The sequence below is a fragment of the Aurantiacibacter sp. D1-12 genome (assembly GCF_028858515.1).
Taxonomy (GTDB): Bacteria; Pseudomonadota; Alphaproteobacteria; order Sphingomonadales; family Sphingomonadaceae; genus Alteraurantiacibacter.
In genome coordinates, this window is record NZ_JAPJZJ010000002.1 from 370,504 (window position 1) to 388,634 (window position 18,131).

The following is an 18,131-nucleotide window of genomic DNA, read 5'->3' on the forward strand; positions in this document are numbered from 1 at the left end:
AGTGATGATGATGTTTGGATTCCGCCGTGGGCGGGCACGCCCGATCTTTGCCCTTTTCCTGAGCATCCTGATGCTTGGCATAGGTCTGCTCTGGAGCATGTCCGCTGAGGCTCAGAGCGATTTCGAGCCGACCCGTTTCAGCGTCGAAGTTCAGGGCACCGGGCCAGACGTGATCCTCATTCCCGGGCTCTCGACCACTCGCGAAGTGTGGCGACCGCATCTCGAAGTGCTCGATGGCCACCGTGTGCATCTGCTGCAGGTACGCGGCTTTGGTGAGGATGCAGGCGTGAATGCCGAGGGTCCAATCATGGATGGTCTCGTTGCCGAGTTGGCGCAATACATCGAAGCCAAAGGTCTCGATCAGCCCGCCATTGTCGGCCATTCGATGGGTGGTTTCATTGCGATGAAGCTGGGCGCTCAGCACCCAGACTTGCCGGGCAAGATTATGATCGTCGACAGTCTGCCGTGGTTCGCCGTGATCCTTGTCCCTGTGGGTTCGGAACCGGAGCTGGCGCAAGTCGAGCAACAAGCTGAAATGGCGCGCGCGATGCTGCTTTCGATGCATGGACGGGATGTACCTGAAAATGCCAATGACGGCCTGCTGTCGAGCTACACAACCAATCCGGCCAACCTGCAGACGCTGCGCGATTTGACCGGTGATGCCGATCCGCGCGTAACGGGGCAACTGGTCTACGAGTTGATGCTCGGCGACATGCGGCAGGGCATTGCCAATATCACCACGCCCGTGACCGTGATCGTGCCACATCGGCCAGGTTTCATGACACCGGAGACCATCCGTGATTTCTACGCCCGGCAATATGCCGCGCTTCCTGCTGCAGAACTCGTCCTGATCGAACAGGCAGCGCATTTTGTGATGGTGGACCAGCCCGAGGCTTTTGACGCTGCGGTGAGGACGTTTCTGGCAGATTAGAACAACGAGTGCCTGGCGGGGATTTCTATTCCCGCCTGTTCGGCGATCATACCGAGCCACTGCTGCACCTGCCCGATTTCCTGTTCGAGCGCCGGAGCCATCGCGACCTCTTCCTCGCTAAAATCACCACCCAGCTTGGCGTGCTTCAGGAACAGCGGCCCGTCCACCACCGCTTCGACCGCCTGCGGATCATAAACCAGACCCGCCAGCTCCAGCACGGCCTCCACGGTATCGGCGCGGTCCAGGGCGAAGCGATCGCCATCCAGCACACGCAGTCTTTCCCCTTCCGCGCTTGCCAATAACATCGTGTAAAACCGCTGCGAGAGGAACCACGCGAGGCCCGCCGCCTGCAAGTCGGTCATACTGAACTGCTCACGCGCATCCATGCCCAGATCCATCCCGGCATAGCCCATAACTTCAAGATAGAGCTGACGCCCCCAGCGCCGCCCCATCAGCGCGCGCTTGTCGACGCTTTTCAGGAAGCTGGTGAGCGGGTTGGTCATCAGCACCGCTTTCGCATCGGGCCGAGCGGAGAGCAGCGCGGGGAGCAGCATATTGGCATGGTTGGTGGGTTTGACGAAGACCGCCTCCCCCTCTCCCCAAGGACGTGAAAGAAGATTGCACACCGGCTTCACCAGGTCCTTCGCGGCATCGCCCGCTCCGGCGAGCTGTGCAAGAATGCCGGGTTCGGCCATGCCCAAACTTACACCCGCAATGTTCATCGCGCGTGCCAGCAGGGTCGATCGGCAGAAGGCGGTGTGGAAGATGAAGTGCACGGGGCCGGTCGCGGGTGTCATCGCGCGGACCTGATCAAATGGCACCCACTCGGCCCCGTCAGCCCCATCCGGCTTCACGTCGGCGAGGAAACCGCTTTGCGTGAAGACTTCGCGCGAAACCTTTACGAACAACATCTTCCCGTCCGCCATATCCAGCGAATGCGGTAGCCATGCGGGATCGGCGGCGATATGGGCGGCGTTAGTCATCGCAGGCCGCTATCGCCCAGCCTTTGGGCAAATTGCAACATATGTGCGATATCGCCGTGTCGACCGGAATACTGAAACAGAGTTTGAAAGAGCCCATGATCCTTCCCACCCGCACCGTAGAGAAAGTCTGGGGCATGGACGTGCTGCCCGCGCCTTTTGTCGCGCCGGAGGGCAAACGTATCGGTGAGATCTGGTTCGAGCCGCCCGAACAATTGCCCGAACTGCTCGTCAAATATCTGTTCACCAGCGAGAAGCTTTCGGTCCAGTGTCACCCTGACGATGCTCAGGCTGAAGCTGCCGGGCTCGGCCGCAACGGCAAGGAAGAATGCTGGCTGGTTGTCGCTGCCGAGCCTGGCGCAACACTGGGCATCGGGTTTGATGCGGAAATTTCGAGCGACGAGATGCGCGCCTCCGCGCTTGACGGGACTATCGAAAACAAGTTGACCTGGCACGAGGTGCAGGCGGGCGACTTTTTCTACATCCCGGCGAACACCGTCCACGCGATTGGCCCGGGCTGCTCGATCATCGAAATCCAGCAGAACTGCGACATCACCTATCGCCTCTACGATTACGGCCGCCCGCGCGAATTGCATCTGGACGAAGGCATGGCGGTAGCAATCGGTGAACCCTATCCCGAAGAGCTGTACAAGCGTTTGCCTGCCAGCGGCCATGCAAGCCTTGTCGACGGGCCGCACTTTATGCTCGATCTTGTCGACGGCGTGGCGGATGACGGATTGCTCTATGCCTATTCGGGCAAGCTGCTGGTCGTACCACTATCGGGCGATGTTCTGGTCGAAGGTGACGTGGTGAAACCCGGTGAATGTGCCTATGCACCGAGCCTGGCCAGCGTCACTTTCGCTCCGCAGGGCAAGGCGCTGGTGACAGCGCCGCTCGCTTAAACCACCCCGAACGCCAACATCGCATCGGCCACCTTCTTGAAGCCCGCGATATTCGCGCCCTTCACATAGTCGACATAGCCCTCACCCTGATCGCCATATTCAACACATTTGCCGTGGATGCCTTCCATCAGCTCGGTGAGCATTTCGCCCAGCCGCTCGTGATTCCAGCTGATGCGTTCGGAATTCTGGCTCATTTCAAGGCCTGATACGGCAACGCCTCCGGCATTTGCGGCCTTGCCCGGACCGTACATGATCTTGGCATCGTGGAACACGTGCACGCCTTCCAGCGTGGTCGGCATGTTCGCGCCTTCGGATACCGCCATCACGCCGTTATCGACCAGCGCCTTTGCCTCGTCTTCGTTGAGCTCGTTCTGCGTCGCGCAGGGGAGCGCGAGGTCGCATTCCACACCCCACGGGCGCTCGCCCTCGTGATATGTCGCACTCGAAAACTCGTCGGCATATTCGCTGACCCGGCCACGCTTTACGGTCTTGAGATGCTTCACCCAGTCGATCTTCTCCTGATCGATGCCATCGGGATCATGGATGAACCCGCCGCTGTCCGACAGCGTGAGGACCTTGCCGCCGAGCTGGGTGATCTTCTCCGCCGCATGCGTCGCGACGTTGCCGGAGCCGGAGATGACCGCGGTGTGCCCCTCCACGTCCATGTCTTTGTGCTTGAGCATGTTCTGCAGGAAATAGACCGCGCCATAGCCAGTCGCTTCGGGTCGCATCTGCGATCCGCCGTATTCCTGGCCCTTGCCCGTCAGCACGCCTTCCCAACGATTGGTCAGGCGCTTGTACTGACCGAACATATAGCCAATCTCGCGCCCGCCAACGCCGATATCGCCTGCTGGCACGTCTGTGTTCGGGCCGATATGGCGGAACAGCTCGTTCATGAAGCTCTGGCAGAAGCGCATGACTTCGGCATCGCTTTTGCCGCGCGGATTGAAGTTCGCGCCGCCCTTGCCCCCGCCCATCGGCAAGCCGGTGAGCGAGTTCTTGAAGGTCTGCTCGAACGCGAGGAATTTGAGCACACTTTCGTTCACGCTCGGGTGGAAACGGATGCCGCCTTTGTAGGGTCCGATGGCATTGTTGTTCTGCACCCGCCAGCCGCGCTGCACGCGGATATTGTGGTTGTCGTCTTCCCAGCAGACCCGGAAGCTTACCACCCGATCGGGCTCGGCAATACGGCGCAGGATCTGGGCCTCGTGATACTCTTCCTTGTCTTCGATAAATTCGAAGACGTCCTGCGCCACTTCCTGCACCGCCTGGATGAATTCGGTCTGCCCCGGATTGCGCTTCTTCACGCCTTCCATAAACTGTCCGAGATCGACGTGACGATCGTACACTGATGCCATGAATCTATTCCCCCCTGTCTGGTGGCTCTCTAGCCGAGTCCTTTCGCGGCTTATGCCCCTTTTGGTTACGATTGACGAATCCCGCTGGTCTGGCATGTTCGCCGCGGAGGGGGAGCTTTGGCAGCACGCAAACCATTGGGCATTTTCGCCGCCGGCTGGCGCAGCGTGCGCGAGGCCGGGTCGAAAAGGCTGCTGTTTACGGGCGTGCTGCTGCTGGCAGCGCTGCTGCTGGCGCGGTTTAGTTGGTCGATCTGGTTCACTGACGAAGCCGAACGCGCGCTCTACGATGCTCGTGAGTATTACCTGTCAGAGCTTGTCGAACCGGACCAGCGCGTTGTGCTTGTCACTTTCAACGACTTCGATTTACAGCAGTTGCAGAAGCGGTCGCCTCTGCCGCGCGACACCATCGCCGCTGCATTGCGCAATATCGATACGTTGGGCGCGAAAGCTATCGGGATCGATATCCTGTTCGACCAGCGACAGGACGAAGATCTCGAGCTCGTCGAAACGCTCAACAATATGCAAACGCCGGTCGCCATCGGGTACGCCGACATAATCACCAACGATCTCGATATCGAGTATGAGCAGCAAGCCTATCTCGATGAATTCCTGCTTGCGCTCGAAAGCACGAATACCCGGGCCGCGAGCATTCGATTGGCCGAGACAGACGGCGTAACGCGCGTTTGGCCCGAGGTTATAGATGGAACTCCACCGCTGCTTGGCCGAGTGATGCTGGAGATGGCCGGCGATGCTGCTGTTGAACGGTTTGAGGGATACGAAGGCGCGATCCGCTTCCGCCGCCCGGAATATCACGAAGAACCGGTCTTCCCGAACATGTCGATCACAGCGTTCAGCGTGGACGAGATTTTCGCTATTCCCGAAGCCCGCGCCGAATTCGAGGAAGCAGTGCGCGATTCCTACGTCCTGATTGGCGGCGACATCATCGATTATGACCGCGTTCTGACACCGCTCTCCGGGTACGAGGACGAAGCGACCGAGCTGGGCGGGAGGAGCGAGCGCCCGGCGGGAATCACAATCCACGCGGCAACGATTGCGCAGATGCTGGATGGTGAACGGTTGCAGCAACCCTCCGTCATCTATCTTTGGGCCTTATCACTGCTGGTCGTCATCGCCGCGACACTCACAGCGCTGCTGGAACTTCGCAACTGGAAGTTCATCCCACTGCTGGTCATCCAGGTCCTGCTCTTCATCGGCCTGCCATTCTTCCTCCATGATCGCGGGATCGATACGCATGGCTTCCCCGCCGTCGGGCCGGCGCTCGGCTGGATCGTCGCCTTCACCGCCGTCACCAGCGCGGCGCGTGCATCTGGCGCGGTACAGCGCAAATTCGCGCAAGGGGCGCTCGGCAAATACTTGCCCCAGAGCATTGCGGACGAGATTATCGAGAAGCCCGAGCTGCTCAGCCTTGGCGGCGAGAAGCGCGAGATTTACGTGCTCTTCTCCGACCTCGAAGGCTTCACCAAGATGAGCCATGCAATCGCGCCGGAGATGGTCGCGAAACTGCTCAACCGCTATCTCGAAATGCTGTCTGATGTCGTTCTCGAACACGGCGGGATTCTCGACAAGTTCATCGGCGATGCGGTGGTCGCCTTCTGGGGGGCGCCGATCAGCCGTCCTGATGATGCCCAGCGCGCGGCCCAATGCGGCTATGCCATCTGGCAGGCGGGCGAGGCCTTCCGCGAGGAAGTCGCCAAGATGGATCCGGGCCTGCCGCCCATCGGCAAGACCCGCGTGGGCCTGCATTTCGGCGAGGCCGTGGTGGGCAATTTTGGCGGAGAGAACCGCATCCAGTACACTGCGCTGGGTGATAGCATGAACACTGCCGCGCGGCTGGAATCGGGCAACAAGACCTTCAAGACATCGGTTATGGCGAGCAGGGAATTTGCCAGCCGGTCGGGCCTCCACTGGTGGAGGCGGATGGGCAAAGTCGTCCTCTCGGGCCGTTCGCGCCCGGTCGACCTCTACGAGCCTGCACCGCACTTTCCCGAGGACGATAACCTCCTGCTGGGTGACGCGCTCGACATGCTCGGCACGGCACGCAAGGGAGCGATCAAGACAATCGAAGTACTGGTGCGCAAATATCCTGACGATGAAGCGCTCGCGGCGTTGCTGGAGCGATGTCGCCATCTCAACGAAGATGGCGCCTATGTCATGGCGGGCAAGTGACATGATGCTGACATGTGGCATCAGCCCCCGTTCAGGAGAGGCAGGGCAGCTTTTTCGCAAATTTCCAATCCGGCACGCACAAAGCGTGGCAAATCTGGTATTGGACAACGGACCGATGGTGTGAGGAGGGAACCGATGGGTTTGGCAAAACAGGCAATGTTGGGAGTTGCGGGTGCGTTTGCCGCGCTGGCGCTGACACCGCAGGCCGCGGAAGCTGGCACGGTTGTCGCATCAAGCGGACCTTCGTCAGAGACCTATCCCGTGGGCGCGCAGATCGGCGACACCCAGCGCATTACATTGCGCGCAGGCGATACGCTGACCGTGCTTTCCAACGGCCGCACGCGAACCTTGCGCGGCCCCGGCACGTTCATCCTGGCGCAGCGCGGTGCGCGGTCGGACAATCGTGCACTGTCCGCACTCACCTCCCGCCGTTCCTCCAGCCGGGCGCGCACGGGTGCTGTGCGGGGCGACGGCAATGCGGTCGTAAGCAATCCCAACCTCTGGTATGTCGATGTCGCGCAAAGCGGCACGATCTGCCTTGCCAATCCTGATCCCATCCAGCTCTGGCGCGCCGACACTGAAGCTGCGGCCAGCTATTCCTTCAGCCGTAGCGGTGCGGAAGGGGAAGCGATCGACGTTGCTTTCCCCGAAAGCGAAATGCTCGGCATCTGGGATGGCGCGGTGCAGCTGCGCGAAGGTGAAACCTATGTGATTTCGGGCGGAGGCTCCTCGGCTGAAGTCAGCTTCGTCTTCCTGCAGGAAATCCCCAATGACGGGGAGGAACTGGCGTTGACGCTGATCGAAAACGGCTGCTCCGTGCAGCTCGATCAGTTGACCCGCGCGCTTGCGGAATGAATTTGGGGCGGAATAGCGCACTCGCCAAGCGCATATTGATGCGCTAGGCTCGACCTGAGCAGAAGGGCAGCTGGGGAGCTGTCTCCCCGCCTGATCAGTGGGGGCAACAAGGGGGGAATCATCATGGCGCGACGAGCGGTCGGAATCCGCCGGTTCATCGCCAGAATTTCAGGGTCACGCAGCCGCGTGGCCACGACCCTGCCCGCCGCTGCCCTTACGCTTGCCATCACCCTGTTTATCGCGCTCTCCGCGGGCGAACCGCTCAATGCGCAAGGCGGATATTCCTACACCGGTGTCGCGAGCTGCGCAGGTTCAACCTGCCACGGGCGTAGCGAAGGCAATGGCGCCATCGTGCGTCAGGACGAAATCGCCACCTGGCAATCGCCCAGCGCGGTGAGCGGAGCGCACAGCCGCGCCTACGCCGTGCTTGGCGGGCGGCGCGGGCAGCAGATCGCCGCCTCGCTAGGACTGGGTGACGCGCGTGAGGCGCCTGCCTGCCTCGGCTGCCATGCGACCTATGCGCCCGGTCCCGAGCGCGGACCACGTTTCCGGCTTGACGATGGCGTTGGCTGTGAAAGCTGCCACGGCGCAGCGATTGGCTGGCTTTCGAGCCACTACGAAGTGCGCGGCACGCATCCTGCCAATGTCCGCAATGGCCTGACCCCGCTGGAAGATCCGCAGGCGCGTGCCCGCGTGTGTCTCGATTGCCATTACGGCAGTACTGATCGCGGGCAATTCGTAACGCATTCGATGATGGCGGCAGGCCACCCGCGCATCACCTTCGAGCTCGACCTGTTCAGCTCCTTCCAGCAGCACCACGATGTCGACAGCGACTATGTCCAGCGCAAGGGCCGCCCCGATAGCGTGCAGCTGTGGGCCGTGGGCCAGGCCGAGGCCGTCGCGCGCGCGACTGACCTTTTCGCACGACCCGAGTACGGGCAGGAAGGCGTCTTCCCGCAGCTCTATTTCTACGATTGCCATTCGTGCCACCGGCCGATCACCGATGGCGAGGAGCGCCGCCTGACGTTCGAGACCAATCCGGGTCGCCCGATCACGTTCGGCCAGCCGCCGTTCAATGATGAGAACATCATCATGCTCTCTACCGTGGCCGATGTACTCGCGCCGGGCCGCGCCGACGCTTTCCGCAGCGCCAGCCGCAATTTCCACGATGCGATGGACAATGGCCGCGCCGACGCGCAACGGGCTGCGATTGCCCTGCGCAGCGAAGCTCAAGCGCTTTCGAGCGCGCTGTCGGGCCGCAACTTCGGGTCGAACGACGCCTTCACCATTGTCGCGCGGATCGGCAGCGATGCGACCTCGCCGCGCTTCACCGACTACACCGGGAGCGTGCAGGCGGTGATGGCCATCGACACGCTCCTCAATGCACTCGTCACCGATGGTCGGGTGACCACGGGTGCCGCAGCAGGCATCCGCGCGAACCTCAACCGTGCCTACGTCGCCGTGCGCAGTCCCAATGGGTACCGCCCCGCGCAGTTCCGCGAGGCGCTTGGCGATGCGGTCAGTGCGATTGGACGCTTGCGATAATGCGCTGGAGGCGAGCGACTGCTCTACTGTCAGCCAGCGCGCTGGTGCTGGCGGGATGCGGCGGTGGCGGCGATGGCGGGCAGAACGGCAGCGGCAACGTGGTCGTGCCCACGCCAAGCCCCACGCCTCCGCCATCAGGCCAGCTGTTCACCCCGCCCGCGCAGGAATTTCTAACCAGCGCTGATGTGCAGACAGTGATCGCGCAGGCGGTTGCAGAAGCGCAGAACCGCAACCTGCCCTCGATAATCGCGGTGACGGATCGCGTGGGCAATGTGCTTGCGGTGTTCGCGATGAACGGCGCGCCGGATATGACCGCGCTCAGCCGCCAGCAGATCGGCGGTATGGCAGCGATGGGAGACGAGATCGGCCTGCAAGGCGCGATGGTGCCGAGCACCACCGCTGCCATCGCCAAAGCGATAACGGGTGCCTACCTCTCGAGCAGCGGCAATGCGTTTACCAGCCGCACGGCGAGCATGATCGTGCAGGAACACTTCCCGCCTGCGCCGACGACTGTAGGACTGGAAAGCGGGCCTTTGTTCGGCGTGCAGTTCAGCCAGCTGCCCTGCTCTGACCTGTCCGCACGCGCGAGCGACGGGATGATCGGACCCAAGCGATCACCGCTCGGGCTCTCTGCCGATCCGGGCGGCTTGCCACTCTACAAGAACGGCGTGGTCGTCGGCGGCATCGGGATCATGGGCGATGGCGATTACGGCTTCGATCCCAACATTCTTGATGTCGAGAACGACACGGAAGAAGCCATCGCGCTTGCCGGGGCGCAGGGCTTCATGGCCCCGACCGACATCCGCGCAAACCGCATTTTCGTGGACGGAACCGCGCTGCGCTTCACCGACGTGACCGAGGCGCAGATCGCGGGCGGCGGAGGCAATTTTGCCGCGATCAACGGCACGGCGGGCAATCTCGTCGCGGTGACCGGATATACCGATGGCATGCTGCGCGCTGGCACGGCCTATGGCACCGAAGCCTCGGGCATCCGCGCCTCGACGCCGGGCGAGTTCTCCAACCGTGACGCATGGGTTCTGACAGATGGTGCGGGCACGCCGCGCTATCCCATCCGCGCCGGCACCGATGCGGGCAGCGTCGCCCAGCCGCTCAGCGCCGCTGAAGTACGCGCGATCCTCGAAGAGGCGTTCACGATCCTGAGCCGCGCGCGTGCGCAGATCCGCCGTCCACTCGACAGCCGGATGCAGGCGAGCATCAGCTTGGTCGACACGCATGGCGAAGTGCTCGGCATTGTCCGCTCGCCGGACGGGCCAATCTTCGGCGTCGATGTGAGCTTGCAAAAGGCGCGCACCGCCGCGTTCTTCTCCAATCCCGCGGCTGCCGCAGATTTGACCCCCATCGCCGCTCCGCCTGGCGGGCTTTCAGGCGCCGACTACGTCAATCGCGTGCGCAATTTCCTCGGCGATCCCAACGCGCTCACCGGTAATTTCGCCTTTGCAGACCGCTCCGGCGGCAACCTCTCGCGGCCCTACTTCCCGGATGGTGAAGTGAGCGCGGTGGCAGGGCCGCTGTCAGTGCAAGTGCCCAACACTTTCAGCCCCTTCGCTGTGGGCCTGCAGACCGATCTCATCGTTCCGAATGTCGGCGCGCACCTGAATTTCGTCGCCGGGCTATCGCCGAACGACACCCCGCGCGGTTGCACGCTCGCGCCTAATTCACCGTCGGGCGCGCCGCGCATCGCCAACGGCATCCAGATCTTCCCCGGCTCTGTCCCGATCTATCGTGGCGGCGAGCTCGTGGGCGGCATCGGCGTTTCGGGAGACGGGATTGATCAGGATGACATGGTCAGCTTCCTTGGCCTACATAATGCGGGCCTTCGCGTGGGCGGCATCGGTAATGCCGATCCGGCGATCCGCGCCGACCGAATTGTCGTGAACGTCAACGGGCGCAATGTCCGGCTTCGCTATGTCAATTGCCCCTTCGCGCCGTTCCTCGATACGGACACACAAAACGTGTGCCAGGGCCTTTGATGGAGACTGCGCTCGCCTTGATCCTCGCCCTTCAGGCTCAGGACGCACCACCGCCGCAAGACGTGTCCCGCGATCCAGAGACGGAGGAAGAGCAGGCACAAGACCGCCCCGATGGCGGTTTGGGCACGCAGGTCGATCCGGCAGAGCCCGTCGATCCCGAAATCATCGATGGCCGCCGCCGCCCGGGCTTTGTCGGCGATCTTCCAGATCCGGTAACGCAGGATAATCCGGGCGCAGTGCGCGCACCGCCGCCACAGGCGTTCCCAATTGACCAGATACCTGTCCCTGATCGCTGGCGGCTCATCCAGACGCTGGGCATCGTCGAGGAAGATCCCTTCGATCCGTACAACCAGAACACCTACAAGGGTGACCGCCCGATCTGCATCAATTCGGACGAGGAGCGCGAGTATCGTGCGGGGCTTCGTGAAGCGGCCGAAGAGGAAGAACGCGACCTCGCCCGCATTGAGAACCGGGCCTACGATCCTGATCGCGTCGCCTACCCCTACGGTTCGGACGAATGCTGGACCCCGCGCTTCCTCGGGCTGGAGGGCAATGACTGGTTCTTCGTGGTCAATGCAATCTCAGACACGGTGTTCGAACCGCGCACCTTCCCGATTCCCGTGGGCGTGCAGACGACCGAGGACCCGGACCGGATCGACGTTTTCGGCAACGATTTCTCGCCCGTCCTATCGCAGACCTTCATCCTTGGTGCGGCGCTGATCAAGGGTTCGACCGCCTACAAACCACCCGATGTCGAGTATCGCCTGACGCTCGCCTATAACATCAACTACGTCGACGTGCCCGAGCGGCGCGTGCTGCTGGTCGAGCCAAGCCGCGACAGCAACCGACTCGACGATTTCCTCGGCGTGCAGGAAGCCTTTTTCGACTATCACATCCGCAACACTAGCGAGCGGTACGACTTCGACAGCTTCCGTATCGGCATCCAGCCGTTCCAGGCCGATTTCCGCGGCTTCTTGTTCAACGACAGCCAGCTTGGCCTGCGCTTCTTCGGCACGCGGGATAACAACCGCTTCCAGTACAACCTGGGCGCGTTCTGGCGGTTGGAGAAGGACACCAATTCGGGCCTGAACGACATCACGCAGACGCCGCGCAGCGATTTCGTGTTTGTCGCCAATGCCTACCGTCAGGACTTCCTGATCCCCGCGCTCACAAGCCAGTTCACACTCGTCTACAACATGAACCGCGAAGGCGGCGACGTGGAGATTGACGACAACGGTTTCCCTGTGCGCCCGGCCTTGTTGGGTGATCTGCGCGGACGCGATTACGATGTGGTCTACGTCGGCTACAACGCCGATGGCCGTATCGGTCGTATCAATGTGACCGCAAGCATCTACGGCGCCTTTGGCGAGGACCGCAATTCGATCTTCACCAGCGAGCCCGCAGAGATCCGCGCGTTCTTCGGCGCAGCAGAGCTGAGCTACGACCAGGACTGGATGCGCTTCCGCCTCTCCGGCCTGTTCGCGAGCGGCGATTCCGATCCGTTCAACAATGTCGAAGGTGGGTTTGATGCGATCTTTGAAAACCCCGTGTTTGCCGGAGCTGACACGTCATACTGGATGCGCCAGACCATTCCTTTTGCCGGCGGTGGCCGCGCGATCAGCCTGAATGGTCGCAATGGTCTCCTGAACTCGCTGCGCAGTTCCAAGGAGCAGGGGCAGAGCAACTTCAACAATCCCGGCCTGATCCTGGGCGGTGTGGGCGCGGACTTTGATCTGACGCCCGAATTCCGCCTGACCGGCAACGCCAATTATCTGCGGTTCGAGGATACGAGCGTGCTCGAAACGCTGCGTGTCGAGGGCACGATCCCCGAGGAGATCGGCTACGACGTGTCGCTTTCCGCCATCTGGAGGCCGCGCGCCAACCAGAACCTCGTATTCCGCCTTTCGGGCGCGGCGCTGATCGCGGGTGACGGGTTTCAGGACCTGTTCGACAATCGCGGGGGTAACAACGTCTACTACTCTGTCCTCGCCAATGCGGTGCTGACCTACTGATGCTGAAGCGCTTCGCCTCTCGCCACGTGATCCCGGTCATGTTCATCGCCGGAGCCGCGCTGATGGGCGGAGGATCACTGCTGGCCGCCGAAGGATATGAGACCGCGGTGGAGCGCGATTACGAGGCGGCAGGCGTGATCGCCCCGCCCGCTCCGCAGAACCAGACGCAGGCAGAGGCTGATGCCAAGTCCGCAGGTTGTAACAGCTGCCATGTGCAGACCGATGCGCCGACCATGCATGTGTCCGATGCGGTGGTGCTCGGCTGTATTGATTGCCACGGCGGTAATGCTGAAGTCTTCGGAGATCCTTCGCTCGGTTTCGATGCCGAGGAATACGTGCTGGCGCGTGAGGCGGCGCACGTACTGCCCACTTACCCTGACAGCTGGCACTATCCGTCGAGCGCCAATCCCGAACGCAGCTATTCGCTGCTCAACCGCGAAGACCCGATTTTCATCCGCTTCGTGAACCCCAGCGATTACCGCGTGGCGCGCGAGGCCTGCGGATCGTGTCATATGCCGGTGATCGAAGCCGCGGAGCGAAGCCTGATGGCGACGGGCGCCATGCTGTGGGGCGGCGCGGCCTACAACAATGGCATCCTGCCCTATAAGAATTATGTGCTGGGAGAGGCCTACACCCGCGACGGCGAAGCGGCGATGATCCTTTCGCCGAGCGACGACGGCGAGCACGGCACGGTGACCGAGGAACAGGCCGAGCGCGGCGCGCTGGGTGCAATGTATCCGTTGCCGACATGGCAGGTCGTCCCTCCCGCTGATGTCTTCCGCGTGTTCGAGCGCGGCGGGCGCACGATCAACACCCAATTCCCCGAGATCGGCATTCCCAACCCGACCGGTCAGATCCAGCGGCTAGAAGAACCGGGACGGCCCGATCTGCGCCAGTCCAACCGTGGTCCCGGCACCGGCCTGCGCGCCGCCATTCCTGTGCTCAACATACACAAGACGCGGCTCAACGATCCCTTCACCTGGTTCATGGGCACCAATGACCAGCCCGGCGACTATCGCCATTCGGGCTGCGCAAGCTGCCACGTAATCTACGCCAATGATCGCGAGCCGCGCCACTCGCTGATCTACGCGCAATATGGCCGCGACGGGCAGACGGTGACGGTCGACCCGACCATCGCCAGCCAGATCCAACGCCTGCACGATGACTACGGCGATCATGGCGACGCGCACAGTGATGAAGAGCACGCTTACGATGAGGGCGGCCACGGCGACCTGATCCAGCCGCATGACGAGGCTCTCGGCGAAGACGACCATACCGAGGGGGACGGCTGGGCCCCCGATGATCGCGAACGCGGCCACCCGCTGCGCCACGTGTTCACCCGCGCCATCCCAACAGCGCAGTGCATGAATTGTCATATGCACCAGCCCAACATCTTCCTGAATTCGTACCTCGGCTACACCATGTGGGATTACGAGAGCGATGCGCCGGTGATGTGGCCGGGTCCGGAAAACACCGCCCCGCGCCCGCCGGGGATGAGTGATGAAGAATACGAGGAAATGTTCCTCCGCCAGCGTTATCCGACTGCCGAGGAAGTGCGCGCCGTGCTTGATCGCAACCCCGAAGGAGCAGCTCCGCGCGGGCTGTGGGCGGACCTCGATTTCCTGCGCAACGTCTACGATCTGAACGCGGTGCTGGAAGACACCCAGATGGCCGATTACCACGGCCACGGGTGGAACTTCCGCGGCATCTTCCGGCGTGATCGGGAGGGCAATCTGCTCGACGCCGATGGTGAGATCATCCGCCCCTCGAACGAAAGCGACACGCCCGAAGAGGCCGCGCGGCACGATGACCGCTGGCGCCAGCGCTTCCGCCGCGATGGAGAGGAGCAGTTCGTCCAGCCCGGCACCAACCCGGGTGAAGCCGTGCACATGATGAGCATCCATGCCGAAAACGGCATGCAGTGCGCCGACTGCCACTACGCGCAAGACAGCCATGGCAACGGGCTGATCTACGGCGAAGTCGCCAACGCTATCGAGATCGGCTGCAAGGATTGCCACGGCACGGCGGACGAATATCCGACCTTGCGTACCTCCGGCCCCGCCGCGCCGCCCGAGGGCCATGACCTCACCCTGCTGCGCAACCCCGACGGTCGCCGCCGGTTCGAATGGGTCGAGAACACCAACGGCAGCCGCACGCTGATCCAGCGCTCGATTGTCGATCCCTCGCTCGAGTGGGAAGTCAGCCTGGTGCGTGACAGCGTCGATCCCGCCTCGCCCGATTTCAACGCTCTCTCGGCCCGGTCCAAGCTGATGAGCGCCGACGGTGCTGAAACCGGCGAGTTCGGCTTTGGTCCGGGCGTGGCAGTGGAAGACCGCGCACATGGCGAGCAGGAGATGGCGTGCTTCACCTGCCACCTCTCGTGGACCACCTCATGCGGCGGGTGCCACCTGCCTATCGAGGCAAACTGGCAGAGCGAAGTCCACCGCTATGAAGGCGAGACGACGCGCAATTTCGCGACCTACAACCCGCAGGTCGCACGCGACCAGATGTTCCAGCTGGGCATCCACCAGACGACCAAGGGCAATCAAGTTGCTCCGGTCCGCTCGACCAGCGCGCTGGTGCTGAGCTCCACCAATATCAACCGCGAGCGGATCTATATCCAGCAGCCGCCAGTCAGCGCCGCAGGCTTCTCCTCCCAAGCCTTCGCGCCGCATTTCCCGCACACCGTCCGTCTGACCGAGACCAAGCAGTGCTCTGACTGCCACCTGTCCGAAGCCGAGGACAACAACGCGATCATGAGCCAGCTGTTGCTGCTTGGCACGAACTTCGTGAACTTCGTCGGCATGCATGCATGGACCGGCCTTGAAGGCGGATTCGAAGCGGTGCGCGTGACCGAGTGGGAAGAACCGCAGGCGGTGCTCGGCTCCTACCTCCACCGCTACGCCTACCCTGACTATTACCGCTACCATGTCGAAGACAATGGCCGCGAGCTGATCAACTGGGCGCGGGGCGATATCTTTGACGAAGACCTTTCGGGCGAAACCCGCGCGCTTGAGGAATTCGCCAACGTGCACGAGGGCACCGGTGACCGCGTCGGCTGTCTGCAGATGCGCGGCGAATATATGTTCGTCGCCGAAGGATCGGGCGGCTTCCGTGTCTATGATATCGCGAGCGTCGCCAACAAGGGCTTCTCTGAACGCATCATCACCGCGCCCTTCTCTCCGCTGGGGCATGACACGCATGTCGGGACCGAAAACGCCACCTGCATGGCGCTCGCCACCAACCAGCCCATCGCCCCGCACCGCAACACTGCACAGATGCATGAGGACAATCAGGAGCAGGCCTTCCTGCCGATCTATTCCTACGCCGTGGTGACCGATGCGGTCGAAGGGCTGATCCTCGTCAATGTCGATACGCTGGCCGATGGCGAGCTGCGCAACAACAACCTTGATCGCCTTACGCTCGGCAACGGTGCAGATGCCTGGAACCCCGATGGCGTGTTGAACGGCGCGCGGCACATACATCTGGCGGGCGAGATTGCCTACATTACTGCTGACGCCGGGCTTGTGGTGGTCGATCTGGCCGACCCTGCCAGTCCGCAACTCGCAGCCGTGCGCCCACTGCGTGATGCCCGCGCCAGCACGATCCAGTTCCGCTACCTGTGGGTCTCCGATGCCGAGGGCGTGAAGCTGTTCGACGTGACTGACATGCGCAATCCCGTTGCGCGGCCCGAAGGCACCATCCCGCTCGCCAATGCGCAGCGCATGTATATTGCGCGCACCTATCTCTACATTGCAGGCAAGCAGGACGGGCTGGTTATTGCCGATGTGACGCGTCCACTAGCGCCCGAGATCTATCGCCGCGAGACCTTTGGCGGGACGATGAACGATGTCGAGGACGTGATAGTCGCCAGCACCAATGCCAGCCTGTTCGCTTACGTGGCGGACGGGGTAAACGGGATGAAGGTGGTGCAACTCACCAGCCCTTCCAGCCAGCCCAATTTCTACGGCTTCAGCCCCGCCCCCGTGCCCGAACTGATCGCCTTCCGCCGCACGCCCAGCCCCGCAATTTCGCTCAGCAAGGGCCTCGACCGGGACCGCGCAGTCGACGAAACAGGCGGACAGATGGCGGTGTTCGGCAGGCTCGGCTCTCGCCCGTTCAACCGCGATGAAATGGAGACTCTGTTCCTCAATTCCGCGGGCATCCCGTGGCGGGTGAGTGACGAGGCGAACATGGATGCCTGGATGCCGGGTGCTGGCCCTGTTGCGGGCAGGCGGAGGCCGGGCGAGTGAGCAAGATGCTCGACAAAGTGCTGGACTTCGAGGAGCGCTGGGGCAACTGGACCACCGTCGTTCTCGGTGTCTGGTTCTGGCTTGGCATTGCGGTCTACGCGCGCTTTATCACCCTACCCGACATTCCGCTGATCAATGAGCAGGCGATCTTCTTTTGGGGATCGGTCGCTTTCAACGCGATCTGGTGGGGCTTTGCGAGGCCCGCGTTGCAGAACCGAAAAGCTGCGCGCGAAAAGATCGAGCCGCCAAAGGGCGACTAACCCGTCCCCTTCTCGCGCTCCATTTCGCGGATCATCGGCTGCAGATGCGGGCCGTAGTTGGCGATCACTTCCCAATCGCTCACGCGTTCGTAATGGCTCACCAGGCTCGTGCCATCCCAGCGGTGTAGCGCATAGGTGGGCGGCTCCGTAGTGATCAGCGGGCGACTGTCGGGCTTGTCCGAGCTGATCGCGCGCAGGTCCATCGACACAAGCGGCGCGACAGAAGGCGTCACCGAAACCGGGATGCCGCAGAACTGGCCCACAATCTGGCGGTGCAAATGCCCGCAGTGGATCGCAAGCACCTGATCGCTGCGACCTTCGAGCGCGCTGGCGAGATTGGCGATCCATTGCTCGGACGGGTCGGGGTCCATCCATTCAATACCTGAGACAATCGGCGGGTGGTGCATGAAAATGACCGCAGGCGTGCCCTCGTGCTTGGCAAGCGTCGCGGCCAGCCAGTCGCGGCGTTTTTCGCAGAAGGCACCGCCGTGCCGCCCCGGCTCCAGCGTATCGAGCATGACGACCAGCAGCCCCTCCTGCACGAAGGCGGATTGGACAAAGCCGTTTTCATCGGTGGCGGTATCGGGGAAAGCGTGCAGCAGTTCCTCGCGCGTATCGTGATTGCCGACCAACGCTTTGACCGGGAACGGGCATTGGCTGAGCATCTCCGCCGTGCGCGCAAAACTCTCGCGATCCCCGCGGTCGGTGATGTCGCCCGTCACCAGCAGCATGTCGACCGGATTGGGCTGCGCGAACAGGCGATCGAGCGTGGCACGAAAGCGCGTGCGGTTCAGCTCTTCGGGCTTCGCATCCGGGTCAAAGCCGATGTGAACATCGGTGATCTGCGCAATCAGCAT

Annotated in this window: 12 protein-coding genes; 9 read left to right on the top strand and 3 right to left on the bottom strand. The window is 62.5% G+C overall.

The genetic code is table 11. The features are described 5' to 3' along the window. Positions 1-4 precede the first annotated feature (4 nt). Positions 5-931, top strand: coding sequence for an alpha/beta fold hydrolase (locus OOZ52_RS05950; RefSeq protein ID WP_274697584.1), 927 nt, complete (start codon positions 5-7; stop codon positions 929-931). Here the strand turns inward: OOZ52_RS05950 and OOZ52_RS05955 are convergent. Beyond that, entirely contained in the window at positions 928-1,914 is a 987-nt protein-coding gene (locus OOZ52_RS05955; RefSeq protein ID WP_274697585.1) for a hypothetical protein, read from the bottom strand. The genes OOZ52_RS05950 and OOZ52_RS05955 overlap by 4 nt on opposite strands. A 95-nt stretch (positions 1,915-2,009) precedes the next feature. Between OOZ52_RS05955 and OOZ52_RS05960 the strand changes: the two genes are divergently transcribed. Continuing rightward, a complete protein-coding gene (locus OOZ52_RS05960) occupies positions 2,010-2,813 on the top strand; it encodes a class I mannose-6-phosphate isomerase (protein ID WP_274697586.1) in 804 nt (267 codons plus the stop codon). Here the strand turns inward: OOZ52_RS05960 and gdhA are convergent. Continuing rightward, complete coding sequence (gdhA, locus tag OOZ52_RS05965) at positions 2,810-4,171, bottom strand: NADP-specific glutamate dehydrogenase (protein ID WP_274697587.1); 1,362 nt, start codon at positions 4,169-4,171, stop codon at positions 2,810-2,812. The two genes, OOZ52_RS05960 and gdhA, sit on opposite strands and share 4 nt — an antisense overlap. Before the next feature lie 117 nt (positions 4,172-4,288). On the opposite strand from gdhA, the gene OOZ52_RS05970 reads away from it, so the two are divergent. The 7 genes from OOZ52_RS05970 to OOZ52_RS06000 all read left to right on the top strand — a co-directional run bounded on the left by OOZ52_RS05970 (position 4,289) and on the right by OOZ52_RS06000 (position 17,274). Continuing rightward, positions 4,289-6,358: an adenylate/guanylate cyclase domain-containing protein gene (locus tag OOZ52_RS05970; protein WP_274697588.1), complete on the top strand. Its 2,070-nt coding sequence runs from the start codon at positions 4,289-4,291 to the stop codon at positions 6,356-6,358. Positions 6,359-6,493: 135 nt separating this feature from the next. Further along, positions 6,494-7,213, top strand: a complete 720-nt coding sequence (locus OOZ52_RS05975) for a hypothetical protein (RefSeq protein ID WP_274697589.1) — start codon at positions 6,494-6,496, stop codon at positions 7,211-7,213. Positions 7,214-7,399: 186 nt separating this feature from the next. After that, positions 7,400-8,758 (top strand): cytochrome c family protein, encoded by a 1,359-nt coding sequence (locus tag OOZ52_RS05980; RefSeq protein WP_274697590.1) that lies wholly within the window; start codon positions 7,400-7,402, stop codon positions 8,756-8,758. Continuing rightward, positions 8,758-10,749, top strand: a complete 1,992-nt coding sequence (locus OOZ52_RS05985) for a heme-binding protein (RefSeq protein WP_274697591.1) — start codon at positions 8,758-8,760, stop codon at positions 10,747-10,749. Before OOZ52_RS05980 ends, OOZ52_RS05985 begins: the two co-directional genes overlap by 1 nt. After that, the gene (locus OOZ52_RS05990) at positions 10,749-12,761 is read left to right on the top strand and encodes a hypothetical protein (RefSeq protein WP_274697592.1); all 2,013 of its coding nucleotides are present in this window, start codon (positions 10,749-10,751) and stop codon (positions 12,759-12,761) included. Before OOZ52_RS05985 ends, OOZ52_RS05990 begins: the two co-directional genes overlap by 1 nt. Then, a complete protein-coding gene (locus OOZ52_RS05995) occupies positions 12,761-17,014 on the top strand; it encodes an LVIVD repeat-containing protein (RefSeq protein ID WP_274697593.1) in 4,254 nt (1,417 codons plus the stop codon). The genes OOZ52_RS05990 and OOZ52_RS05995 overlap by 1 nt, the downstream gene beginning before the upstream one ends. Continuing rightward, complete coding sequence (locus tag OOZ52_RS06000; protein WP_274697594.1) at positions 17,011-17,274, top strand: hypothetical protein; 264 nt, start codon at positions 17,011-17,013, stop codon at positions 17,272-17,274. Before OOZ52_RS05995 ends, OOZ52_RS06000 begins: the two co-directional genes overlap by 4 nt. On the opposite strand, the gene OOZ52_RS06005 is transcribed toward OOZ52_RS06000, so the two are convergent. Next, positions 17,271-18,131, bottom strand: coding sequence for a phosphodiesterase (locus OOZ52_RS06005; protein ID WP_274697595.1), 861 nt, complete (start codon positions 18,129-18,131; stop codon positions 17,271-17,273). The two genes, OOZ52_RS06000 and OOZ52_RS06005, sit on opposite strands and share 4 nt — an antisense overlap.